This window comes from Pseudomonas sp. B21-053, assembly GCF_026016365.1.
GTDB classification, from domain to species: Bacteria; Pseudomonadota; Gammaproteobacteria; order Pseudomonadales; family Pseudomonadaceae; genus Aquipseudomonas; species Aquipseudomonas nunensis.
The window spans coordinates 1,671,106-1,693,230 of sequence record NZ_CP087205.1 but is presented as its reverse complement, the minus strand read 5'-3'; the positions used below and the strand labels follow the sequence as shown (position 1 = coordinate 1,693,230).

The window sequence follows — 22,125 nt, the reverse complement described above, 5'->3', positions numbered from 1 at the left end:
CATGTAGGAGCTGCCGAAGGCTGCGATCTTTTGATCTTCCGGTGTCGCGACAAAGAAAGATCAAAAGATCGCAGCCTTCGGCAGCTCCTACGGTGGATCCCGGTGATCCACAGAGATCGCAGGGATCACGGTGATCGCAGAGGATCGGGGGCTATGGTTCGACCTGGGTCCACTGTTTGCTCAGGCGCTTATCGGAGATCGGCACCTTGGTTCCCAGTTGCTGGGCGAACAGCGAAACCCGATATTCCTCCAGCCACCAGCGATACAGTTCCAGCTGCGGATCGCGCTTGCCTTCCTGGGCATGTTTGTTGGCGCGGGTCTGGTATTGCGTCCACAAACCGGACAACTCGCCGGCCCAGACCCGATCCCGCTGCACTTGCGCGCCGATTTTCTCGAAGCGCTGCTCGACCGCTTTCAGATAACGCGGCAGCTCCTTGAGCCACTGCATCGGGGTTTCCCGGACAAAACCCGGATACACCAGATGACTGAGCTGCTGCTTGATGTCATTCAACGCCACGGCTTGCGCGAGGTCGATCTTGCCCTTGAAGCGCTTTTGCAGACCGTGCCAGAGCTTGAGAATCTCCAACGTCAATTTGGCCAGACGCTCGGCGTGCTCGGTCCAGCCGCCGCGCTTGCGCTCCGCCAGTGAGGCCAACCCGGCGCCGTCGCGTGGCAACGGGTCTTCGCCGTCGAGAATGCAGCTATCGAGGCTCGCCAGCAGAATGTCTTCAACCAAGGCATCGATGCGCCCCAGTTCGCGGTACATCAGCCCCAGCTCGGTCAGCCCCGGCAACTTGCCGCGCAAGAACTTGGCCGGCTCGGCCAATTGCTGCATCAACAAACGCTGCAACGCACGGCGATGCTGGAACTCAGCCTCGGCCGGGGTCGAGAAACGCCCTTCCTTGACCGTACCGCTCTCTTCCACCAATGCCGGGTACACCGTCATCGACAGCCCGGCGATCTTCTGCTGGGTTTTCTCGGCGACGGCGGCGAAGACTTTCGGCTCCACCGGTTGCTGGTTTTTCGCGGTTTGCGGCACCGCCAACGCCGCTTGGCTGGCCTCAGCGAAACGTGCGGTCAACTCGGCCAGATCCCGCCCTTCGCCAAGGAACTTGCCCTGGCCGTCGACGATTTCCAGGTTCATCCGCAAATGACTGTCGACCTGTTGCGAGGCTTCCGCCCAGGCTTCATCGCTGACCCGCGCACCGGTCATGCGCAACAGTTCGCGGCCCAACGCCAGGGGCAACGAGCCCTCGGCGAAAGTCATGCGCTGCAACGCGGCTTTGACGAAGTCCGGCACCGGTACGAAGTTCTTGCGCAGGGCTTTGGGCAGGTTGCGCACCAACGCCACGCATTTGGCTTCGATGACGCCGGGCACCAGCCATTCCAGGCGTTCCGGCGGCAGCATCGGCAACAGCGGCGCCGGCACGCGCAGGGTCACACCGTCACGCGGGTGGTTCGGTTCGAAGTGGTAACTCAGGGCCAGTTCCAGATCACCGATGTGCAAGGTGTCCGGGTAATGCAGCGCGGTGACTTCACTGGCCTCGCGGGCCAGCACGTCTTCTTCGCGCATGATCAGCAACTGCGGGTCTTTCTGGCTGTTGACCCGATACCAACTGTCGAAGGTCGCGGTCTGATGAATCTCCGCCGGCAGTCGCGCGTCGTAGAAAGCGAACAGGGTTTCTTCGTCGGCCAGGATGTCACGACGACGAGCCTTGGCTTCCAGTTCGTCGAGCTGTTCCAGCAACTGCGCATTGGCGGTCAGGCATTTGGCCTTGGACTGAATCTCGCCGCGCACCAAACCTTCGCGAATGAAAAACTCGCGGGACACCACTGGATCGATCGGCCCGTAATGCACCGGCCGGCGACCGACAATGATCAGCCCGAACAAGGTGATCTGTTCGAACGCCACGACCTGACCGCGCTTCTTCTCCCAATGGGGTTCGAAGTGGTTTTTCTTGATCAGGTGCCCGGCCAACGGCTCGATCCAGTCGGCGTCGATCTTGGCGACCATCCGCGCATAGAGCTTGGTGGTTTCCACCAGCTCGGCGGTCATCAGCCATTGCGGACGTTTCTTGCCCAAGCCCGACGACGGGTGAATCCAGAAACGCCGCTGACGCGCGCCGAGGTAGTCGCCGTCCTCGGTTTTCTGGCCGATCTGACTGAGCAGCCCCGAGAGCACGGCTTTGTGCAGTTTCGGGTAGTCCGCCGGCTCTTTATTCAGGCTGAGCTGCATGTCGCGGCAGATCAGGCTCAATTGGCGATGAGAGTCGCGCCACTCGCGCAGGCGCAAATAGTTGAGGAAATTCTTGCGGCACCAGTTACGCAACGGACTGGCGGTCAACGCCTGGCGCTGTTCTTCAAAACCGCGCCACAGATTGACCAGCCCGGCGAAGTCCGAGTCCACGTCTTTCCATTGGGCATGCGCCTGATCTGCCGCTTGCTGGCGTTCCGGCGGTCGTTCGCGCGGGTCTTGGATTGACATGGCGCTGGCGACGATCAGCACTTCCTGCAAGCTACCGAGTTTCGCCGCTTCCAGCAGCATGCGGCCCATGCGCGGGTCCACCGGCAAGCGCGCCAGATTGCGCCCTAGCGGCGTCAGTTGGCTGTTGCGGTCGACTGCCGAGAGTTCTTGCAGCAGGTTGAAACCGTCGCTAATGGCCTTGCCATCCGGCGGTTCGATAAACGGGAAATCGGTGATCTCGCCGAGGCGCAGGTGCAGCATCTGCAGGATGACGGCGGCGAGGTTGGTACGCAGGATTTCCGGGTCGGTAAATTCCGGCCGTCCGATGAAATCTTCTTCGCTGAAGAGGCGAATACAAATGCCCGGCTCGACCCGCCCGCATCGACCTTTACGCTGATTGGCGCTGGCCTGGGAAATCGCTTCGATGGGCAGGCGTTGGACCTTGGCGCGATAGCTATAACGACTGATGCGCGCGGTGCCGCTGTCGATCACGTAACGAATGCCCGGCACGGTCAGCGAGGTTTCCGCGACGTTGGTCGCCAGTACGACTCGGCGTCCCGGATGCGACTGGAAAATCCGCTGCTGCTCGGCCGGCGATAAGCGCGCGTACAGCGGCAGAATCTCGGTGTGCTTGAGCTGGGCCTTGCGCAGCATGTCGGCGGCGTCACGAATCTCGCGCTCGCCGGGCAGGAACACCAGCACATCGCCGGGGCTCTTGCGCTCGCTGCGTTCAAACGCGGCGATTTCGTCGAGGGTGGCGAGAATCGCCTGGTCCACGGTCAAGTCGTCCTCGACGCGGTTGCCCTCTTCGTCCTGCTCAAGCGTCAGCGGGCGATACCAGGTTTCCACCGGGAAGGTGCGGCCAGAGACTTCGACAATTGGCGCGTCATCGAAATGCTTGGAGAACCGCTCCAGGTCGATGGTCGCCGAAGTGATGATGACTTTGAGGTCCGGGCGGCGCGGCAACAGGGTTTTCAGGTAACCGAGCAGGAAGTCGATGTTGAGGCTGCGTTCGTGGGCTTCGTCGACGATGATCGTGTCGTAGCGTTCGAGGTAGCGGTCGTTCTGGGTTTCCGCCAGCAGGATGCCGTCGGTCATCAGCTTGATCAGGGTGTTGGAATCGCTCTGATCCTCGAACCGCACCTGATAGCCGACCAGCGCGCCCAACGGCGTCGCCAGTTCTTCGGCCACCCGGCTCGCCACGCTGCGCGCCGCAATCCGACGCGGCTGGGTGTGGCCGATCAGGCCATGCTGGCCACGGCCGATTTCCAGGCAGATCTTCGGCAACTGGGTGGTTTTGCCCGACCCGGTTTCGCCAGCAATGATCAGCACCTGATGCTTGAGCAGCGCCTCTTTGATTTCGTCGCGCTTGGCGGCGATCGGCAAACTGTCGTCGTAACGAATCACCGGCAGGCTGGCCCGCCGCGCCAACACCTGATCACAGGACGCCTGCATGCGCGTCACCCACTGGGCCAGCTTGGCCTCATCAGGTTTCTTGCGCAGCTCAAGCAACTGCCGCCGCAGCCGGTGGCGGTCGGCGAGCATGGCGTGATCGAGGTTTTTCAGCAGTTTGTCGATGGAAGGCGATTCGTCAGTCATCAGGTACGCAATAAGTCGTCTAGTGGCGCAGGGTGCGGATTGTCGCAGATTTAACGGACGAACGAGATCCCTTGTAGGAGCTGACGAGTGAAACGAGGCTGCGATCTTTTGACTTTGATTCTTTAAAAAACAAGATCAAAAGATCGCAGCCTCGTTTCACTCGACAGCTCCTACAGGCTCCTACAGGCGCCTACAGGGGGCATGGCATGGGGTTATTCGTTGTCCATGCCTTTGCGCCGATAGGGGAACACGTCGATGACTTTGCCGGCGCGAATGGCTTCTTGCAGGCTCTTCCAGTAATCGGCGTTGTACAACTCACCATGCAACTGATCGAACAACTTGCGCTGCCCGGAATCGGCGAACAAAAACGGCGGAAACTCTTCCGGAAACACATCCAGCGGCCCGATCGAGTACCACGGTTCCGACGCCATCTCATCCTCCGGCGTGCGCGGTTGCGGGATATGCCGGAAATTCGCCTCAGTCAAAAAGCAAATCTCGTCGTAGTCATAAAACACCACGCGCCCGTGCCGGGTGACGCCGAAGTTCTTCAGCAACATGTCGCCGGGAAAGATGTTCGCCGCCGCCAGTTGTTTGATCGCCAGGCCGTAATCCTCCAGCGCCTCGCGCACCTGCGCCTCGTTGGCGTGTTCCAGGTACAGGTTCAGCGGGGTCATGCGCCGTTCGGTCCAGCAGTGGCGAATCAGCACCGTGTCGCCTTCGACAGACACCGTGGACGGCGCCACGTCGAGCAGTTCTTCCAGGCACGCCGGTTCGAACTTGCTCAGGGGGAAACGGAAGTCGGCGAATTCCTGGGTATCGGCCATGCGCCCGACGCGGTCGACGCTTTTCACCAGGCGATACTTCTCGATCACCGTGGCGCGGTCGACGTTTTTCGACGGCGAGAAACGGTCCTTGATGATTTTGAATACGGTGTTGAACCCCGGCAGGGTGAACACGCTCATGACCATGCCGCGCACACCGGGGGCCATGATGAACTGGTCGTCGGTGTTGGCCAGGTGGTTGATCAGCGCCCGGTAGAACTCGGACTTGCCGTGTTTATAGAAACCGATCGAGGTGTACAGCTCGGCAATGTGCTTGCCCGGCAGGATGCGCTTGAGGAAGCCGATGAACTCCGCCGGCACCGGCACATCCACCATGAAATACGAGCGTGTGAACGAGAAGATGATCGACACGTCCGCCTCATCGGTGATCAGCGCGTCGATCTGGATGCCGCGCCCTTCGCGGTGCAGCAACGGAATCACCAGCGGCCATTGTTCGTCCTGGGTGTAAATCCGTCCGACCAGATACGCGCCCTTGTTGCGGTAAAGCACCGAGGAGAACAGTTCGACGGACAGCTCCGGGTCCTTGCAGACCCAGTCCGGCAGGTTCTCGCGCAGTTGCGCTTCGAGGCGGCGCAGGTCGCCGGACAGGTCGGCGTAATCCTCGCTGAAGCGGTAGTCGGCAAAGATGCTCGCCAACATTTCGGACAAATGCCCCTGGGGCTTGTAGGTGCGGGTTTGCGCGGCCCGGGCCCGCCGCAGGCTCGGCCGGGTGGTGTGGATGAACATGCAGCCGTCGCTGATCAGGTCGTGGCTGAACAGCCCGCAGAAGATCGAGTTGTACCAGGTCTCGGACAGCTCATCGTCGAAACGCAGGTCGATCAACGTGATGTAGGCGCTCTTGACCAGCGGCCAGCAGGTCACATCCATCAGCGTATCGGTCTCGAAGGCGCCCCGCAGCCGCTCGACCGTTTCGCCGACTTTTTCTTCGTACAGATTGATCCGCGCTGCCGACGCCGATTGCGTCTCCTGCCACTGGGCCTGCTCGAAACGGGCCCGGGCACCGTCGGTGATCTGCCGGAAATGTTCGCGGTAGTCATCAAAGCCATCGAGGATCAATCGGGCGATATCGGCGGCGGGCCATTGCTGCGGCATGGTGAGACCTCTGCGAAAGTGCGGAAGCCTGAGCTTAGCCAGTGAACCGGGTGCAGGAGAAGCGTAATTTTTGCCATTGATGTCGAGAGTCGAGCGAACCTCATGCTGGATTTTTTTCAGGTTTTTTAATCGACCGATTGGTCAATAAACACTCCACTCGGTCATGCCGACCGCGCTTAATCGATTCCGCTGAACACCCCCAATCCTCTGCGTTACGCACGCAAACAGCCCTGCCAAATAACCTTCTGAATGAGCGCTCTTGCTTGTTCCGCCCTGCAGCGCCCGGAACAGAGCCTTCAAGATTGGTCTTACCAAAATGATGGCACTTTGATATATAGCCCGCCATCACCCGCCTAAAAACAAGATCCTCGGTCCACGAGGGCTCCCTCCCAAAACGCCCAAGGAGCACATTCGATGTCTATCAGAAACATGCGTATAGGTTTGCGTGCCGGTCTGAGTTTTGCCGTTTTGGCCAGTCTGCTGGTAGTGGTTGGTCTGTTCGGTCTGGTGCAAATGGCGACCCTTCGCCAAAGCGCCACAGTGATTGAGGAGTCGTGGATGCCGAGCATCGAAAGCATTCATGACAGCGCGGCAAACATTGCGACTATTCGCCTGGAATCCCTGCGGTTGATCGCCAACAGCCAACCGGCCGTGCGGGAAAAGAGCAAAGGCATCCTCATCAACCAGCGTCAGGAGTTGCTCAAGCGCCTGAACGATCACAAGACATTGGTCTCCAGTGACCAGGAACGGGGCATGCTCGCCAGCCTGAACGCGGACGTGACCAAGTACATGGCGATTCTCGACCAGATCCTTGCCCAGATCGACGCCGGCCAGTCGGAGCAAGCCTACACCCGCCTCAATACGGAACTGGCGCCCCAAGGCAGCGTGCTGGATAAATCCCTGGAAGCCATGATCAGTTTCAACCAGCAAGGCGCCGATGCGGCGTCCGACGACGCCGCGCGGATGTATCAGCGGGCGCAGTGGATTGTCGGCACGATCATCGTGATTGCGCTGATCGCCACCCTGCTGCTGGCGTGGCTGCTGACGCGCAGTATCACCACGCCGATCAATCAGGCACTGAACGTGGCCCGGCGGATCGCTTCGGGTGACTTGAGCGGTAAAGTGCTGAGCGAGGGCGACGACGAAGCGGCGCACCTGCTCGATGCCCTGGCCGACATGCAAAGCAACTTGCGCACGACCATCCGTGGCATCAGCGACTCGGCGCAGCAGCTCGCTTCCGCGGCCGAGGAAATGAGCTCGGTGATGGAAGAAAGCACCCGTGGCCTGCAACAGCAGAATGATCAGATCGAACAAGCCGCGACTGCCGTTACCGAGATGAGCACGGCGGTGGATGAAGTGGCCGCGAACGCGGTGTCCAGCGCCGAAGCGTCCCAGGCGTCGAACGAGGACAGCAAGCACGGGCATGTTCAGGTCAGCGAAACCATTACCTCGATTCAAGGGCTGGTGAGCGAAGTGCTCGGCGCCTCGCAACAGGCGGAAGGCCTGGCCACTCAGGCCCAGGACATCAGCAAGGTGCTGGAAGTGATTCGCGGGATCGCCGGGCAAACCAACCTGCTGGCGCTCAACGCCGCCATCGAAGCGGCCCGGGCCGGTGAGGCCGGGCGCGGGTTCGCCGTGGTGGCCGACGAGGTGCGTTCGCTGGCCCAGCGCACGCAGAATTCCACCGAAGAAATCGAGCTGATGATCAGCAATATCCAGCAAGGCACCGGGGCCACGGTCAGCGCGTTGCAAAGCAGCGCCGAGCAAGCCAGCCAGACCTTGCGCCGGGCCAACAGCGCCGGGCATGCGCTGGAAAAAATCACCGCGTCAATCTCGCAGATCAACCAGCGCAACCTGGTGATCGCCAGCGCTGCGGAACAGCAAGCTCTGGTGGCACGCGAGGTCGATCAGAACCTGGTGAACATCCGCGACCTCTCGACCCAGACTGCCGCTGGCGCCACCCAAACTTCCGCCGCCAGCCAGGAACTGTCGCGTTTGGCTGTGGACCTGAATGGGCTGGTGACCCGCTTCATTATTTAAATCTGTGTAGGCATTCACCTGTGGCGAGGGAGCTTGCTCCCGCTTGAGTGCGCAGCGCTCACAAAATAGTGGGGCCGCTGCGCAGCCCGGCGCGAGCAAGCTCGCTCGCCACAAATAAGCTCCCCACCCCAGGCAAGTTCGCTAGACACAGAAATTTAATGCCCGATTTACGGTTGCGATCCTCAGGGCTCTCGGCAACACTTCCGTCCCCATAAAGGAAGGAGTGCACCGTGAGCCCTGTCGATATTTTCCGTTTACTGTCGCTGGCGGCGATCTGGGGCGCGAGTTTCCTGTTTATGCGCGTGATCGCCCCGGTGATCGGCACCATTCCCACGGCGTTTTTCCGGGTCTCGATTGCCGCTGTCGGCTTGCTGGTGATCCTCGGGCTGATGCGCATCAGCTGGGATTTCAAAGGCAAACTCAAGACCGTGATGCTGCTCGGGGTGATCAACTCCGGAATCCCGGCGACCCTGTATTCCGTGGCCGCGCAAGTGCTGCCGGCCGGTTACTCGGCGATCTTCAACGCCACCACGCCGTTGATGGGCGTACTGATCGGCGGGCTGTTCTTCCACGAAAAACTCACCGCCGCCAAACTCGGCGGGGTATTCCTCGGCCTGTTCGGCGTCGGCGTGCTGACCCGCGCCGGCCCGGTGGCGTTCGACATGCAATTGCTGATGGGCGCCCTCGCCTGCCTACTCGCGACCACGTGCTACGGCTTCGCCGGATTCCTCGCCCGGCGCTGGCTCGATCACGCCGGTGGTCTCGACAGTCGTTTGTCGGCGCTCGGCAGCATGCTCGGCGCGACCTTGTTCTTGCTGCCACTGTTCGGCTACAGCGTGATCAGCAATCCACCGGCGAGCTGGGGCGGCTGGAGCGTCTGGTTGTCGCTGCTGGGTCTGGGCCTGGTGTGCACCGCGTTTGCCTACATCGTTTACTTCCGCCTGCTCAGCTCGATCGGCCCGGTGAAGTCGATGACCGTGACCTTCATGATCCCGCCGTTCGGCGTGTTGTGGGGCGCGTTGCTGCTGGATGAGCCATTGTCGATGGCGCACATCTATGGCGGGGTATTGATTGCGGCGGCGTTGTGGCTGGTGTTGAAGCCGGCGGCGGTGAAGGTGCCGGAGTTGGCGGAGCGATAACAGCTCTCAAACCTGGCGATAACCCTGTGGGAGCGAGCTTGCTCGCGATGGCGGCCGGTCAGTCAACATTGATGCTGAATGTAATGGCCTCATCGCGAGCAAGCTCGCTCCCACATTTGATCTCTGGTGTTCACACAATCATTGTGTGTTTGTCGTTATACCGTCGCTTTGTAGCCGTCTTCGCGCTGACGCGCTCGGGCCTGGACCACATTGAGCATCGCGCAGCCTTCGCGCGCCAGCAGGTGGACGGCGCTGGTGACACGGGTCAGGTCGCAGTCGGAAATGCCGGTGAGGTTGAGGCTGGTCAGGGTGTCGGTCAGGTCGCGGATCACCGTGAACCGGTGCATGGCGCAAGCGGCGATGTCGCTGAGTTCTCGGTGGGTGTTGATGTAGAGGACTGGGTTGTCGGCGTCGTAAGTGTCGATGGGGAGGTAACGCGGCATGATTTGGTCGTGCATGGGTAAAACTCCAAATAGGGCTACCTCAAGTCCGCGGCCAAGCGAAAAAGGTGGCAGCTGTGTACGGGTTGGCCGACCGGCACCCATCAAACCGGCACACCCGAAGGTATCCCGCGCACAGCTGCCATAACACAGCATCCAGACATGAAACATGCCTGAACAATGACGCTGATGCGTTTTGATGATCGACCGGCCAAGGTCATTTCGCGAAGTTTTCCGCGAGCCCAAACTATAGAGGTCGATACCGAAACGCGGCAACAGGGTACGTCGTAGGAAACGTCTTGGAAAGTTGTACGCTGCCGCGTCATCCCCCACACCCGCTGTAGGAGCGCTCTTTCCCTCCCGCACAAACGCCGCCAAGGACTACAACGCCTGTGCACTTATCTCCCCGTCCACCAAGCGCCGAATCCCCAACGGATTAGCGTTCTGCAGCGCCTCGGGCAGCAGCGCGTCCGGATAATTCTGGAAACACATTGGCCGCAGGAAACGATTGATCGCCAGTGTTCCCACCGACGTCCCGCGCGAATCCGACGTCGCCGGATACGGCCCGCCATGCACCATCGCGTCGCAAACCTCCACACCGGTCGGGTAACCGTTGAGCAGAATCCGCCCGACTTTTTCCTGAAGTATTTCCGCCAACCAGCGGTACTCCAGAAGTTCGTCCGCCTCGCCAATCAGCGTCGCTGTGAGCTGGCCACGCAAGCCCTGCAACGCTGCCGCCAATTGCGCCTGATCCTCGACTTCGATGACGATGGTGGTCGGGCCGAAGACTTCTTCCTGAAGCAGCTCATCGCCCTTGAGCAACAGGCTGACATCAGCCTTGAACACTTGCGGCTGAGCCTGTCCGCCCTGCTGCGGTTGGCCCGCCAGGTGCGTCAGCCCGGGATGTTCGTGCAACGCTCCGAGTCCCAGGCCATAGCTGATCAACGCGTCGGCATTGAGCATGGTTTGCGTTGGTTGCTCATTCATATGCGCGCAAAACTGCTGCAGGAACGCGCTGAACTGCGGCGAGCGCAGGCCGATCACCAGGCCGGGATTGGTGCAGAACTGGCCACACCCCAGCGTAACCGAGCCCGCCAGTTGCGCGGCAATCTGCTCGCCACGCACCGCCAGTGCCTCGGGCAGCAGGAACACCGGGTTGATGCTCGACATCTCGGCAAATACCGGGATCGGCTGCGGCCGGGTCGCGGCCATGTGGCTCAGGGCATTGCCGCCCTTGAGCGAACCGGTGAAGCCCACCGCCTGGATCGCCGGGTGCTTGACCAGCCATTCGCCGACACCTCCGCCATAAATCATGTTGAACACCCCGGCCGGCATGCTGGTGCGTTCGGCGGCGCGCAGGATCGCGTCCGCCACCCATTCGGCGGTTGCCATGTGTCCGCTGTGGGCCTTGAACACCACCGGGCACCCGGCGGCCAGTGCCGACGCGGTATCGCCGCCCGCCGTGGAAAATGCGAGTGGAAAGTTGCTGGCGCCAAACACGGCGACTGGCCCGAGCGCGATCTGGTACTGACGAATGTCCGGGCGCGGCAAAGGCTGACGTTCCGGCAAGGCACGGTCGATGCGCGCGCCATAGAAGTCACCGCGACGCAGGACTTTGGCGAACAGTCGCAGCTGACCGCTGGTGCGCCCGCGTTCACCCTGGATGCGTCCGGCGGGCAATGCGGTTTCACGGCACACGGTGGCGACGAATTCATCGCCCAGGCCATCGATTTCATCGGCGATGGCATCGAGGAACGTCGCGCGTTTTTCTGCGCTCAGGTTGCGGTAGATCGGGTAGGCGGAGGCGGCAGATTTGGCGGCGGCGTCCACTTCGGCTTCGGTGGCCTGGAAGAAGGTGCCTGGTAGTGGTTGGCCGGTGGTGGCGTCGAGGCTTTGCAGCTGCACGGTGCCGTTGGCGCTGCGGTGGGGGCCGATGTAGTTGTGTCCGAGGGGAGTGGTCATTGGGGGGTCCTTCACCGGCTGACTGTGCCAGTGGTTGAAGATGTTGGAGGATTTAAGATCCACCCCTCACCCCAGCCCTCTCCCCATAGGGGAGAGGGGGAAAGGGAGCTGATCTTCAAGCCTTTCAAATGAGCGCCTGACTCAGGTTCCACACTTAAAGCGTTCGAACTTTTCCGATGGCCAACGGCTGGGCACTTTCGCCGATGCCGTTTTCCAGTGGTGCGCCGAATTCGGCGAGGCTGATCTGAAAGCGGTCGCCGGGCTGGGTTTTGACGCCGTCGGCAAACGACAGTGTGGCGGTGCCGAAGTAATGAACGTGGACATCGCCCGGACGCAAGAACTGCGCGTATTTGAAGTGGTGGAATTCGAGGTTGGCGAGGCTGTGGCACATGTTGTCTTCGCCGCTGAGAAATTCTTTTTCCCAGAGGGTTTCACCGTTGCGCACGATGCGGCTGGTGCCGGCCAGATGCTTGGGCAGTTCACCGACGCGCAGCTCCGGGCCGTAGGCGCAGAAGCGCAGTTTGGAGTGCGCGAGGTACAGGTAATTGCGCCGCTCCATCACATGGTCAGAGAACTCGTTGCCCAGTGCATAACCGAGGCGATACGGCTGGCCGTCGTCGCCGATCACATACAGGCCCGTCAGCTCCGGTTCTTCGCCAGCGTCTTCGGCAAACGGCGGCACCGGAAAGTCCGCGCCGGGGCGCACGACGATGTTGCCGTCACCTTTATAGAACCATTCCGGCTGCGCACCGACCTGCCCGGCCGACGGTTTGCCACCCTCCAGGCCCCACTTGAAAATGCGCATGGTGTCGGTCATGCCAGCTTCAACGGCGCCGTCCTGCTGGTGCATTTTGTCCCGGGCCGAGGCGCTGCCCAAATGGGTCAGGCCGGTGCCGCTGATCAGGCAATGCGCCGGGTCTTCGTGGTCCAGCGGCGGCAACACCCGGCCCTGTTGCAGCAGTTGCAGGTAGTCCGGGCCCGGCTCGGTGCCGCGCCAGCTGACTTCATCTTGCAGGCTGCGTTGCCCACGGATCGCGGCGAGTGCCAGCTCACGAGTGCTGCGGGTGCCATTCAGCACTTGGACGTGTGAACCCTCGACGAGGCCGACCTGGCGCTCGCCGGCGGTGTTTTCAAATTGAATCAGGCGCATGTCCGGCCCTCCAGAAAGTCGTGGATAGCGCCGCTGGCTGCGGCGCTTGAAAGATCACTCGATGATGTTGAAGTCGCTCAAGTACTCATCGGAGATTTCCAGGCCCAGACCCGGCGTGTTGTCGTCGAGCTGGATGTAGCCGTTGACCGGTTGCGGCTCGCCCTTGAACACGTAGTAGAAGAGTTCGTTGCCGACTTCGACGTCGAACACCGGGAAGAACTCGGCCATCGGCGAGGCCGTGGTGGACATGGTCAGGTGATAGTTGTGCATCTGCCCGGCGTGTGGGATGACCGGCACCGACCAGGCTTCGGCCAGTGCATTGATTTTGCGCGCTGCGGTGATGCCGCCGACGCGGTTGGTGTCGTACTGGATCACGTCGACGGCGCGGCGCTCCAGCAGGTCTTTGAAGCCGTAGGAGGTGAACTCATGCTCGCCGCCGGAGATCGGCATGATCCCCATTTTTTTCAGCTCGATGTAACCCTCGATGTCGTCGGCGATCACCGGTTCTTCGAGCCAGCGCGGTTCGAATTCAGCGAGTTTGGGTAACATGCGACGCGCGTATTCCAGGGTCCAGCCCATGTAGCATTCGAGCATGATGTCGATGTCGGGGCCGGCGAGGTTACGCAGGGCGCGCACCTGTTCGATGTTCTTGCGCATGCCCGCCGGGCCGTCTTTCGGGCCGTAGCCGAAACGCATTTTCAGCGCGGTGAAACCCTGGTTCAGATAGCCCTGGGCTTCTTCGAGGAACAGGTCGAGGTTGTCGTTGGCGTAGAGCTTGGACGCGTAGGTCCAGATCTTTTCCTTGGTGCGGCCACCGAGCAACTTGAACACTGGTTTGTTGACGGCTTTGCCCATGATGTCCCAGATCGCGATGTCGATCGCCGAGATCGCCGCCATGCCGATGCCTTTGCGGCCCCAAGCGTGGCTCTGGCGGTACATCTTCTGCCAGATGTATTCGTTGTCGAACGGATCTTCGCCGATGGCGATGGGCGCCAGGTAGGTGTCGATGATTTCCTTGGCCACACGCGGCGCCAGGGCGCAGTTACCGATGCCGACAAGACCGGTGTCGGTCTCGACTTCAACCACCAGCCAGCCGTGGAAACGGAACGAGCCCATGGCGTCGCCGCGCTCGAACAGGATGTCGCTGGCGTTGGTGCAGAAGTGCGCTTGCGGTGGGACGACTTTGCCTTTCCACTCGAAAACGCGGGTACGGATTGCTTTGATTTTCATGAATACAGTTCCTTGCGCTGCCGGCTTTTTGTAGTTGTTGAGTCGCTGCGCAGAACCGCTCGGGCGGCCGGTTCTGGTCATTCGATGGGCCGACTTTAGCCAGCGCTTGGGGGTGGCGGATAATCACTTATGCGTATCCGGCGATAACCTGGGGTGATAGGAAAAAGCGAATATCCGGTAGATAGGGTTATCAGACCTCACACAAAAAAAATGTGGGAGCGGGCTTGCTCGCGAAGGCGGTAGATCAGGCACCCATTTAGTGACTGACAGACCGCTTTCGCGAGCAAGCCCGCTCCCACAGGGATGGGTGGGGGGATTGTGTGGTTTTCAGTAGTTGTTGGTGCCCATCCGGCAGGCAATCTCGAACGCCTGGCGGATCGCGCCGACGTTCGCCTTGCCCTGCCCCGCGATATCAAACGCGGTGCCGTGGGCCGGGGTGGTGATCGGGATCGGCAAACCGCCCTGCACCGTCACGCCACGGGAGAAGCCCATCAACTTGATCGCGATCTGCCCCTGGTCGTGGTACATCGTCACGACCGCGTCGAAGGCACTCGCATCGCCCTGGACCTTGAGGAAAATCGTGTCTCCCGGATACGGCCCTTCAGCCGCAATCCCCAACGCCTGAGCCGAACGCACCGCAGGACCAATGATGTCCAGTTCTTCGCGCCCGAACGAGCCGTTGTCGCCGTTGTGCGGGTTCAAGCCGCACACGCCGATGCGCGGTTTTTCCAGGCCGTTGCGCTTGAGCGCGGTGTCGATCAATTGAATCGCTTCCACCACCCGCGCCTGGCTGAGCATCCCCGGCACCTCGGCCAGGGCCACGTGGGAGGTCACTCGCGATGTCCAGAGATTATCGAGCACGTTGAATTCGCAGAACGGGCCGTGGAAATCCAGCAACTCGGCGAACCAGTGCAGCTCATCGTTATGCGCCATGCCAGCCATGTGCAGCGAGGTCTTGTTCAACGGCCCGAACAGCACCGCATTGGTGGTGCCAGCCTCGGTCAGGCGCAGGGCCTTTTCCAGGGTGTCGAGGCTGTAGCGACCGCCAATCACACTGGCCTCACTGCGCGGAAATTCACCCAAGGTGTCGCCGCGAAAGTCGTAGAACAGCGGCGTGTCATCGACGAACGACAACTGGTCCAGCGACTCCACGCGCCGATAAGGAAAGGTCACACCGGCGATGCGCATGCCGCGCTGCATTTCCGCTTCGTCGGCAATCAGGATCACGTTCGCCTGGCTGCGCACAGTCGGCTCGCCGAGCAGGCGTGCGATCAGTTCCGGGCCGATGCCCGCCGGGTCCCCCAGGACCATGGCGATGGTGGTTTTGTTCATGCTTCACTCCTCAAGGCGTCAGGCCATGTCCGGTCGATGGCGCAAGGTTCGCAGCGATAAACCCGCTGCGCGTTGCTGTAGAACAGTCGCTCCTGATCGGCGCGTGGCCGGTCAGCAACGATGGATTTGAAACCGCTGTAAATGGCGTCGAACGAGCCGCACAAACTGTCCACCGGGAAGTTGCTGGCGAACATCGCCCGCTCGCTGCCGAACATCGCAATCACTTCGCGCACGATCCATACATTGTCTTTGGCGCGCCAAGCCTGGCCGCCCTGGCCGAGGCCGGAAATCTTCACCTGCACGTTCGGCCACTGGGCCAGCCGCGCCATCGCCAGGCGCCAACCGGCCAAACCTTCGGCACTGCGGTCGCTGGGCAAACCGGCGTGGTTGAGAATCAGCGTGGTGCCGGGAAAATCCCGGGCCAGGCGTTCGGCCTCGTGCAGGTTCCACCAGGGTGTCTGCAAGTCGAAATGCAGACCCAGCCCTTGCAGCGCGGCGTAACTGCGGCGCCAGTGTTCGTCGCTCATCAGGCTGCGCACATGGCCAACCTGCCCCGGCGCGGTCGGGCCACCGGGTTTGTGGCGAACGCTGCGCACACACTTGAAACTCGCTTGCTCGCTGAGCACCGCGATGGCGTCCGGGTGATCGAGCCAGGCTTGCGCAACAATCGCGTTCGGCACGCCATAACGAGCGGCCAAGCCTTCGATGAAACGGGTTTCGCCAATCGGGTCTTGCGGGTTCCATTCGGTCTCGATGTACACCGTTTGCACGACGTTGTGAGCGCCTGCATCGGCGAAATAATCTTCGGGGAAATAGCGACGCTTGATCGCGCTGTAGTCACCGTAGCGAAACGGAATATTGGCTTCCGGCGCCAGCCACGGATGATCATTGATCGACGGGTCCCAAAAGTGATGATGGGCGTCGATGATCGGGCCGTTCCAATGCTCACCCATAACGCACCTCATCCAGACTGATGAACAACGTCGCCAAAACGAAGACCGCCGAGCACACCGCAAAGAACCCCAGCACCGGCGCAAAACCGCCAGCCATTTGCAGGATGATCCCGACCAGAATCGGCACCGCGATACCGCCGGTACTGCCGGCCATGTTCATCACGCCACCGATCAAACCGACCCGCGCCGGCGCCGCCAGCAACGCCGGGAAGCTCCAGTAGAGGCTGCCCCACATAAGAAAAAACGCGGTCATGGCCAACAACGCCACGGCCGCAAAAGGATTGCTCAGGGTTGGCAGCAACAGGAACGCGCCCAGCGCCACCAGACCGGAAAACGCCAGCAGGCTCTTGACCGCCACGCCACGACTGACGCCTTTGCGGATCAGCCCGTCGCAAAGGAAACCGCCGGTCAACGAACCCAGCGCACCACACACAAAGATCACAAACGTAGCCGCACCAATCCCTTTGATATCAAACCCGCGGGCCTGCGCCAGATAACTCGGCCCCCAGGTCAGCAGACCGAAATACACCATCGCCCAACTGGCGCGACCGATCAGCAAACCGCTCAAGGAGCGTGCCGCGATACCCAAGCCTTTGACCGGCACCCGCGCCGCTTCGGCAGCCGGGGTTGCGCGGCCGGCGTTGATCTTTTCCAGTTCTTCGACATTCACCTGCGGGTGAGTCGCCGGGTCATCGCGCAGATAACGCCGCGCCAGCCAGGCCAGTACCAATGTCGCGATGCCGGCGATCACAAACGCCAAACGCCACGAATCCAGCGAAGCGATCAGGTAGGCAATGATCAACCCGCCGAGCGCCACGCCCAGCGGGCTGCCACTGTCCATCAGCACCGCGCCGCGACTGCGCTCGCTCGGCGCCAGCCACAGGGAAATCAGCTTGCCGCCCGAGGGAAACAACGGCGCTTCCGCTGCACCGAGCGCGACACGGGCGAACAGCAACGACAAGCCGCCGGTGGCAAATGCCGCGATGACCTGGAACGTGCCCCACAACCCGGTGGACCAACTGATCACCCGGTGCGGCCCGAAACGATCGATCATCCAGCCGCCCGGAATCTGCAACAGCGCATACGCCCAGAAGAAGCTGCTGAGGATCAGCCCTTGCATGCTCGGCGAGAGGGAAAACTCGTGGGCAATGGTCGGCATCGCAATCGACAGCGATACCCGGTCGATCAGATTAACCATGGTCAACGCGAAGATGATCGCGAAGATCCGCCAGCGAACACTGCTGGCCTTGCGGGTGACGGCCAACGGCGTCGCGGCGGCTGTGATCGGTTGGGCAACTGCGCCAGGCAGATGCAGGGAAGCACTGGGACGAGCCATGGTGCGTACCTCGATTTATTATTTTTGTGTGATACCGCATTGCCGCTTCAGGGCGGCGCTGATGAGCACTATCGAAGGCTGGCTGATAACCGTCTAATCAATGATTGAGATACGGCGATAGCCTCGGGTTATGGCAAAGCCTGTTTTCAGGCCACTTTCAGCTTAGGCCGCCTATATCGACTTTCCCCTCAAACCGCTCTGGCGCAAAGCCTTCAGCGCAAATCACCGATTTGCCCGCCTCGACCTATAACCCCAGGCTATCGGTGTATGTATTGTTTTGACTAGACGCCGGCTCCGGTCCTTCACACACTCAGGCCAGGCTTGCAGCTTCCAAGCGTCGACAAGCCACTTATAACAACTACAAAAAAACGAGGCCCTTCCATGCGAAATGCATTCGTCCGTCGCACATCCCGTCTGTTTCTTGGCTGCACGCTGGTCGCCGCCGGCGCCCTTCCCGCTCTCGCTCACGCCTGGCAACCGGACAAGAATGTCGAAATCGTCGTGGCCGGCGGCCCCGGTGGCGGCACCGATCAACTCGGCCGACTGATCCAGTCGATCATCACCACGCACAAGTTCCTCGAGGTGAACACCATCGTCCTCAACAAGGGCGGCGGCAATGGCGCCGAAGCCTTCCTCGACCTGAAAATGAACAAGGGCGATCCGGAAAAACTGGTGATCGGCACTAACAACATCTACCTGTTGCCGCTGGTTTCCAAGCTCGGTTATCAATGGCAGGAACTGACCCCCGTCGCGGCCCTGGCCGAAGATGACTTCATTCTCTGGAGCTACAAAGACGCGCCGTGGAAGGATGCCAAAGGCTTCTACGAAGCGGTCAAGGCTGACCCGTCGAACCTGCGCATGGGCGGCAGTCAGTCCAAGGATGTCGACCAGACCCTGACCCTGCTGCTGAACCAGACCACCCACAGCAAACTGGTGTACATCCCGTTCAAGAGCGGCAGCGAAGCCGCGACCCAACTGGCCGGCAAACACATCGCCGCCAACGTCAACAACCCCAGCGAAAGCATCAGCCAATGGCGCGGCGACCAAGTCGAACCCCTCTGCGTTTTCAGTAAAGAACGCATGGCCTACACCGAGAAGGTTGCCGGCGACAAATCCTGGGCCGACGTTCCGACGTGCCACGAACAGGGCCTGGGGATCGATCAGTACCGCTTCCCGCGCACCGTGTTCATGCCCGGCGACGTCACCGCCGAACAACGGGCGTTCTATGTCGACCTGATGCGCAAAGTCACCGAGACCCCGGAGTTCAAGGCCTACGTCAAACAGAACGCGCTGGTGCCGACCTTCCTCGAAGGCGAGCCACTGACCGCCTACATTGAAAAGGACACAGCCCGGGTCACGCCGGTCTTCAAAGAAGCCGGCTGGCTGAAAAACTGAGTTGTCCACGGCCGCCCGCCTGCGCACGGCCGTCACCTCTGGAGGTGCTTTCATGTCCCATTCTTCGGATTCACCGGCGCTGGTCGGCACCCGCTGGGTCGAGCTCGGCCTGACACTCTTCACCGCGCTGATCGGCGCGGTGGTGATGTTCGGCAGCATCGAACAAGGTATCGGCTGGGGCGATTCCGGCCCCGAGCCGGGTTACTTTCCCTTCTACATCGGCCTGATGCTGAGCGCCGCCAGCGTGGCCAACGGCGTACTGACCGTGGTGCGCTGGCAAGCCCTGAGCATTGCGTTTGTCAGCCGTAGTGCGTTCAAGCAAGTGGTGTCGGTGTTCATCCCGATTGCACTGTTCGTCGGCGCGATGCCGTTCACCGGCATCTACGTGGCCTCGGCCTGTTTCATCGCCTGGTTCATGTGGCGTGACAAGGTGCGGGTCAAACCGTATGGCAAATGGATGATCGGCAGCGTATCCCTCGGCGCGGTACTCGCCAGTTACCTGATCTTCGCGCTGTGGTTCAAGGTCCCGCTGGATGCCGGCCCGATGGGCGACTGGATTGCCCTGGCCGGGAGAAATTTCAAATGAGCGAGTTCGATTCCCTGCTGCAAGGCATGAACCTGATCCTGACCCCGGGCCACATCGGCCTGATGGTGATCGGCGTGCTGCTGGGCATTCTGGTCGGTGTGTTGCCCGGCCTCGGCGCCCCGAATGGCGTGGCATTACTGTTGCCGCTGACCTTCACCATGTCGCCGGTGTCGGCGATCATCCTGTTGTCGTGCATGTATTGGGGGGCGCTGTTCGGCGGTTCGATCACCTCGATCCTGTTCAACATCCCCGGCGAGCCCTCATCGGTCGCCACCACATTCGACGGCTACCCGATGGCCCGCGAAGGTCGCGCCGCCGAAGCACTGACCGCCGCCTTCAGCTCGGCCCTGATCGGCGCGCTGGCCGGGGTGTTGTTGCTGACGTTCCTCTCGACCCGGATCGCGGCGTTCGCCATGTCGTTCAGTTCGCCGGAGTTCTTTGCGGTGTACCTGTTGGCGTTCTGCACCTTCATCGGCATGAGCAAGAACCCGCCGCTGAAAACCGTGGTGGCGATGATGATCGGTTTCGCCATGGCGGCGGTCGGCATGGACACCGTGTCCGGCAACCTGCGCCTGACCTTCGACCAACCGGCATTGATGACCGGCATCAGTTTCGAAGTGGCGGTGATCGGCTTGTTCGGCATCGGCGAAATCCTCTGCACCGTCGAAGAAGGCCTGGTGTTTCGCGGCGAACATGCGCGGATCACGCCGATGATCATCCTGCGCACCTGGGCCAAGTTGCCGCGTTACTGGTGGACGATTGTGCGCAGCACATTGGTCGGTTGCTGGATGGGCATCACGCCGGGTGGCCCTACCGCTGCGTCGTTCATGAGCTACAGCCTGGCGCGGCGTTTCTCGAAGAACCGCGAGAACTTCGGCAAGGGTGAACTCGAAGGCGTGATCGCCCCGGAAACCGCCGACCATGCCGCTGGCACCAGCGCCCTGCTGCCGATGCTGACCCTGGGCATTCCAGGCTCGGCAACCGCTGCGGTGATGCTCGGCGGCCTGATGATATGGGGCCTGCACCCTGGCCCGACGCTGTTCGTCGAGCAGCATGATTTTGTCTGGGGCCTGATCGCCAGCATGTACCTCGGCAACGTGGTGAGCCTGATCGTGGTGTTGGCCACCGTGCCGCTGTTCGCCTCGATCCTGCGCATTCCGTTCTCGATCATTGCGCCGATTATCATCATGGTCTGCGCCATCGGTGCTTACTCGGTGCACAACTCGTTCTTCGACGTGGTGCTGATGTTGGGCTTCGGCGCGCTGGGTTATCTGTTCAAGAAACTCGGCTACCCGATTGCACCGCTGGTGCTCGCCGCTGTGCTGGGCGACAAGGCTGAAGATGCGTTCCGCCAGTCGATGCTGTTCTCCGACGGGCACCTGGGGATTTTCTGGTCCAATGGGCTGGTGGGCAGCCTGACCACGGCGGCCCTGCTGATGTTGTTCTGGCCGTTGATTTCCAAAGTGCTGGGGGCGCTGACAGGCCTACGCAAACCACCGGTCAGCAAAACCAAATCGGTGCTGTGACACAGCAATGCTGGCAACGCCTGACATTTGTTGTCAGGCTTGCCGCAGTCTTTTTTGCGAGCACGGCCCATGACCCGAATTCCAGAAGCTAACGTGATCCACAGTCGACTGCGTCTGCGCCAACTGCGGTTGATGCTGGCGTTGCAGGAATTCGGCTCGTTGCGCCGTGCCGCCGATCACATCGGCATGACCCAACCGGCGGCGACCAAGATGCTGCACGAAGCCGAGGACTTACTCGGCGTCGAGCTCTTCGAACGCCTGCCTCGGGGCATGCGCTCTACCCCGTTCGGGGAAACCGTCATCTATTACGCGCGCATGGTGTTTGCCGAACTCAGCGGCATGCGCGAAGAACTGGTCGCGCTGGAATCCGGCAACCTTGGCCGGGTCGCGGTCGGCGCGATTCCGGCGCTGGCTTCGGGGTTGTTGACCCGGACCATTGCGACCTTGAAACAAAGCCATCCACGCTTGTCCATGAGCATCCAGGTCGATACCAGCGACGTGCTGGTGCAGGCGCTGTTGCAGGATCAACTGGATATTGTTTTGGGACGGATTCCCGCCGGTGCGCGGGCCGAAGAGTTGCTGTTCGACAGCCTAGGCGAAGAAGCCTTGTGCGTGATTGCCGGCGCGCAGAATCCATTGGCGCAAGAGAAAAACCTGAGCTGGGCGGAGTTGCAGAACATGACCTGGGTGCTGCAACAGCATCCAAGCCCGATGCGCGCGATCATCAATCAGGTGTTCCACAATGCGCGGGTCGACATCCCCAACAGCATCGTCGAAACCACGTCGATCATGACCTTGCTGTCGTTGATCCAGCAGACTGACATGCTCGGCGTCACGCCCGTGTCGGTGGTCGAGGATTATGCCGGCCGTGATTTGCTCGCCGTGTTGCCGATCAAGTTTGAAGCGCGGTTGCCGCCGTACGGGTTGATCACCCGGCGTCATCGCATTCAATCGTCGGCCATGCAGGCGTTCATGAATTCGGTGCGGGCCGAACAGGCGCTGAGCAAATAAAAAAGGCCCGGAACAGTGTTCCGGGCCT

15 protein-coding genes are annotated in these 22,125 nt (G+C 61.2%); 6 read left to right on the top strand and 9 right to left on the bottom strand.

Annotation, left to right across the window (positions count from 1 at the left end):
- Positions 1-151 precede the first annotated feature (151 nt).
- Complete coding sequence (gene hrpA, locus LOY68_RS07755; protein ID WP_265043966.1) at positions 152-4,063, bottom strand: ATP-dependent RNA helicase HrpA; 3,912 nt, start codon at positions 4,061-4,063, stop codon at positions 152-154.
- Between the two features lie 212 nt (positions 4,064-4,275).
- Complete coding sequence (gene aceK, locus LOY68_RS07750) at positions 4,276-5,997, bottom strand: bifunctional isocitrate dehydrogenase kinase/phosphatase (RefSeq protein WP_265043964.1); 1,722 nt, start codon at positions 5,995-5,997, stop codon at positions 4,276-4,278.
- Between the two features lie 414 nt (positions 5,998-6,411).
- Between aceK and LOY68_RS07745 the strand changes: the two genes are divergently transcribed.
- Positions 6,412-8,037 (top strand): methyl-accepting chemotaxis protein, encoded by a 1,626-nt coding sequence (locus LOY68_RS07745; RefSeq protein ID WP_265043962.1) that lies wholly within the window; start codon positions 6,412-6,414, stop codon positions 8,035-8,037.
- Between the two features lie 230 nt (positions 8,038-8,267).
- Entirely contained in the window at positions 8,268-9,176 is a 909-nt protein-coding gene (locus tag LOY68_RS07740; RefSeq protein ID WP_163908987.1) for a DMT family transporter, read from the top strand.
- A 155-nt stretch (positions 9,177-9,331) separates the two neighbouring features.
- On the opposite strand, the gene LOY68_RS07735 is transcribed toward LOY68_RS07740, so the two are convergent.
- From LOY68_RS07735 to LOY68_RS07705, 7 genes are all read right to left on the bottom strand, one after another.
- Positions 9,332-9,634, bottom strand: a complete 303-nt coding sequence (locus LOY68_RS07735; protein WP_054049079.1) for a hypothetical protein — start codon at positions 9,632-9,634, stop codon at positions 9,332-9,334.
- Positions 9,635-9,997: 363 nt separating this feature from the next.
- Entirely contained in the window at positions 9,998-11,578 is a 1,581-nt protein-coding gene (locus LOY68_RS07730; protein WP_265043960.1) for an aldehyde dehydrogenase (NADP(+)), read from the bottom strand.
- 154 nt (positions 11,579-11,732) lie between these two features.
- Entirely contained in the window at positions 11,733-12,728 is a 996-nt protein-coding gene (gene araD1, locus LOY68_RS07725) for an AraD1 family protein (protein WP_265043958.1), read from the bottom strand.
- Positions 12,729-12,782: 54 nt separating this feature from the next.
- Positions 12,783-13,958 carry an L-rhamnonate dehydratase gene (locus LOY68_RS07720; protein WP_054049072.1) on the bottom strand — a complete coding sequence of 392 codons (1,176 nt, stop codon included), beginning with the start codon at positions 13,956-13,958 and terminating at the stop codon, positions 12,783-12,785.
- Between the two features lie 327 nt (positions 13,959-14,285).
- The gene (locus LOY68_RS07715; RefSeq protein ID WP_265043956.1) at positions 14,286-15,290 is read right to left on the bottom strand and encodes a 4-hydroxythreonine-4-phosphate dehydrogenase PdxA; all 1,005 of its coding nucleotides are present in this window, start codon (positions 15,288-15,290) and stop codon (positions 14,286-14,288) included.
- On the bottom strand, positions 15,287-16,243 hold the full coding sequence (locus LOY68_RS07710; protein WP_265043954.1) for an amidohydrolase family protein: 957 nt from the start codon (positions 16,241-16,243) through the stop codon (positions 15,287-15,289). Before LOY68_RS07710 ends, LOY68_RS07715 begins: the two co-directional genes overlap by 4 nt.
- Positions 16,236-17,579, bottom strand: coding sequence for an MFS transporter (locus LOY68_RS07705; protein ID WP_265043952.1), 1,344 nt, complete (start codon positions 17,577-17,579; stop codon positions 16,236-16,238). Before LOY68_RS07705 ends, LOY68_RS07710 begins: the two co-directional genes overlap by 8 nt.
- A 381-nt stretch (positions 17,580-17,960) precedes the next feature.
- Between LOY68_RS07705 and LOY68_RS07700 the strand changes: the two genes are divergently transcribed.
- The 4 genes from LOY68_RS07700 to LOY68_RS07685 all read left to right on the top strand — a co-directional run bounded on the left by LOY68_RS07700 (position 17,961) and on the right by LOY68_RS07685 (position 22,097).
- Positions 17,961-18,974: a Bug family tripartite tricarboxylate transporter substrate binding protein gene (locus tag LOY68_RS07700; protein ID WP_163908981.1), complete on the top strand. Its 1,014-nt coding sequence runs from the start codon at positions 17,961-17,963 to the stop codon at positions 18,972-18,974.
- Between the two features lie 52 nt (positions 18,975-19,026).
- Positions 19,027-19,560, top strand: coding sequence for a tripartite tricarboxylate transporter TctB family protein (locus LOY68_RS07695; protein WP_265043950.1), 534 nt, complete (start codon positions 19,027-19,029; stop codon positions 19,558-19,560).
- On the top strand, positions 19,557-21,086 hold the full coding sequence (locus LOY68_RS07690) for a tripartite tricarboxylate transporter permease (protein ID WP_163908979.1): 1,530 nt from the start codon (positions 19,557-19,559) through the stop codon (positions 21,084-21,086). Before LOY68_RS07695 ends, LOY68_RS07690 begins: the two co-directional genes overlap by 4 nt.
- A 69-nt stretch (positions 21,087-21,155) precedes the next feature.
- A complete protein-coding gene (locus LOY68_RS07685; RefSeq protein WP_054615823.1) occupies positions 21,156-22,097 on the top strand; it encodes a LysR family transcriptional regulator in 942 nt (313 codons plus the stop codon).
- Positions 22,098-22,125 lie beyond the last annotated feature (28 nt).

Excerpts from the sequence above, each read along its gene's own strand:
- hrpA (WP_265043966.1), bottom strand. The coding sequence starts at position 4,063 with ATGACTGACGAATCGCCTTCCATCGACAAACTGCTGAAAAACCTCGAT.
- aceK (WP_265043964.1), bottom strand. The coding sequence starts at position 5,997 with ATGCCGCAGCAATGGCCCGCCGCCGATATCGCCCGATTGATCCTCGAT.
- LOY68_RS07745 (WP_265043962.1), top strand. The coding sequence starts at position 6,412 with ATGTCTATCAGAAACATGCGTATAGGTTTGCGTGCCGGTCTGAGTTTT.
- LOY68_RS07735 (WP_054049079.1), bottom strand. The coding sequence starts at position 9,634 with ATGCACGACCAAATCATGCCGCGTTACCTCCCCATCGACACTTACGAC.
- LOY68_RS07730 (WP_265043960.1), bottom strand. The coding sequence starts at position 11,578 with ATGACCACTCCCCTCGGACACAACTACATCGGCCCCCACCGCAGCGCC.
- araD1 (WP_265043958.1), bottom strand. The coding sequence starts at position 12,728 with ATGCGCCTGATTCAATTTGAAAACACCGCCGGCGAGCGCCAGGTCGGC.
- LOY68_RS07720 (WP_054049072.1), bottom strand. The coding sequence starts at position 13,958 with ATGAAAATCAAAGCAATCCGTACCCGCGTTTTCGAGTGGAAAGGCAAA.
- LOY68_RS07715 (WP_265043956.1), bottom strand. The coding sequence starts at position 15,290 with ATGAACAAAACCACCATCGCCATGGTCCTGGGGGACCCGGCGGGCATC.
- LOY68_RS07710 (WP_265043954.1), bottom strand. The coding sequence starts at position 16,243 with ATGGGTGAGCATTGGAACGGCCCGATCATCGACGCCCATCATCACTTT.
- LOY68_RS07705 (WP_265043952.1), bottom strand. The coding sequence starts at position 17,579 with ATGGCTCGTCCCAGTGCTTCCCTGCATCTGCCTGGCGCAGTTGCCCAA.
- LOY68_RS07700 (WP_163908981.1), top strand. The coding sequence starts at position 17,961 with ATGCGAAATGCATTCGTCCGTCGCACATCCCGTCTGTTTCTTGGCTGC.
- LOY68_RS07695 (WP_265043950.1), top strand. The coding sequence starts at position 19,027 with ATGTCCCATTCTTCGGATTCACCGGCGCTGGTCGGCACCCGCTGGGTC.
- LOY68_RS07690 (WP_163908979.1), top strand. The coding sequence starts at position 19,557 with ATGAGCGAGTTCGATTCCCTGCTGCAAGGCATGAACCTGATCCTGACC.
- LOY68_RS07685 (WP_054615823.1), top strand. The coding sequence starts at position 21,156 with ATGACCCGAATTCCAGAAGCTAACGTGATCCACAGTCGACTGCGTCTG.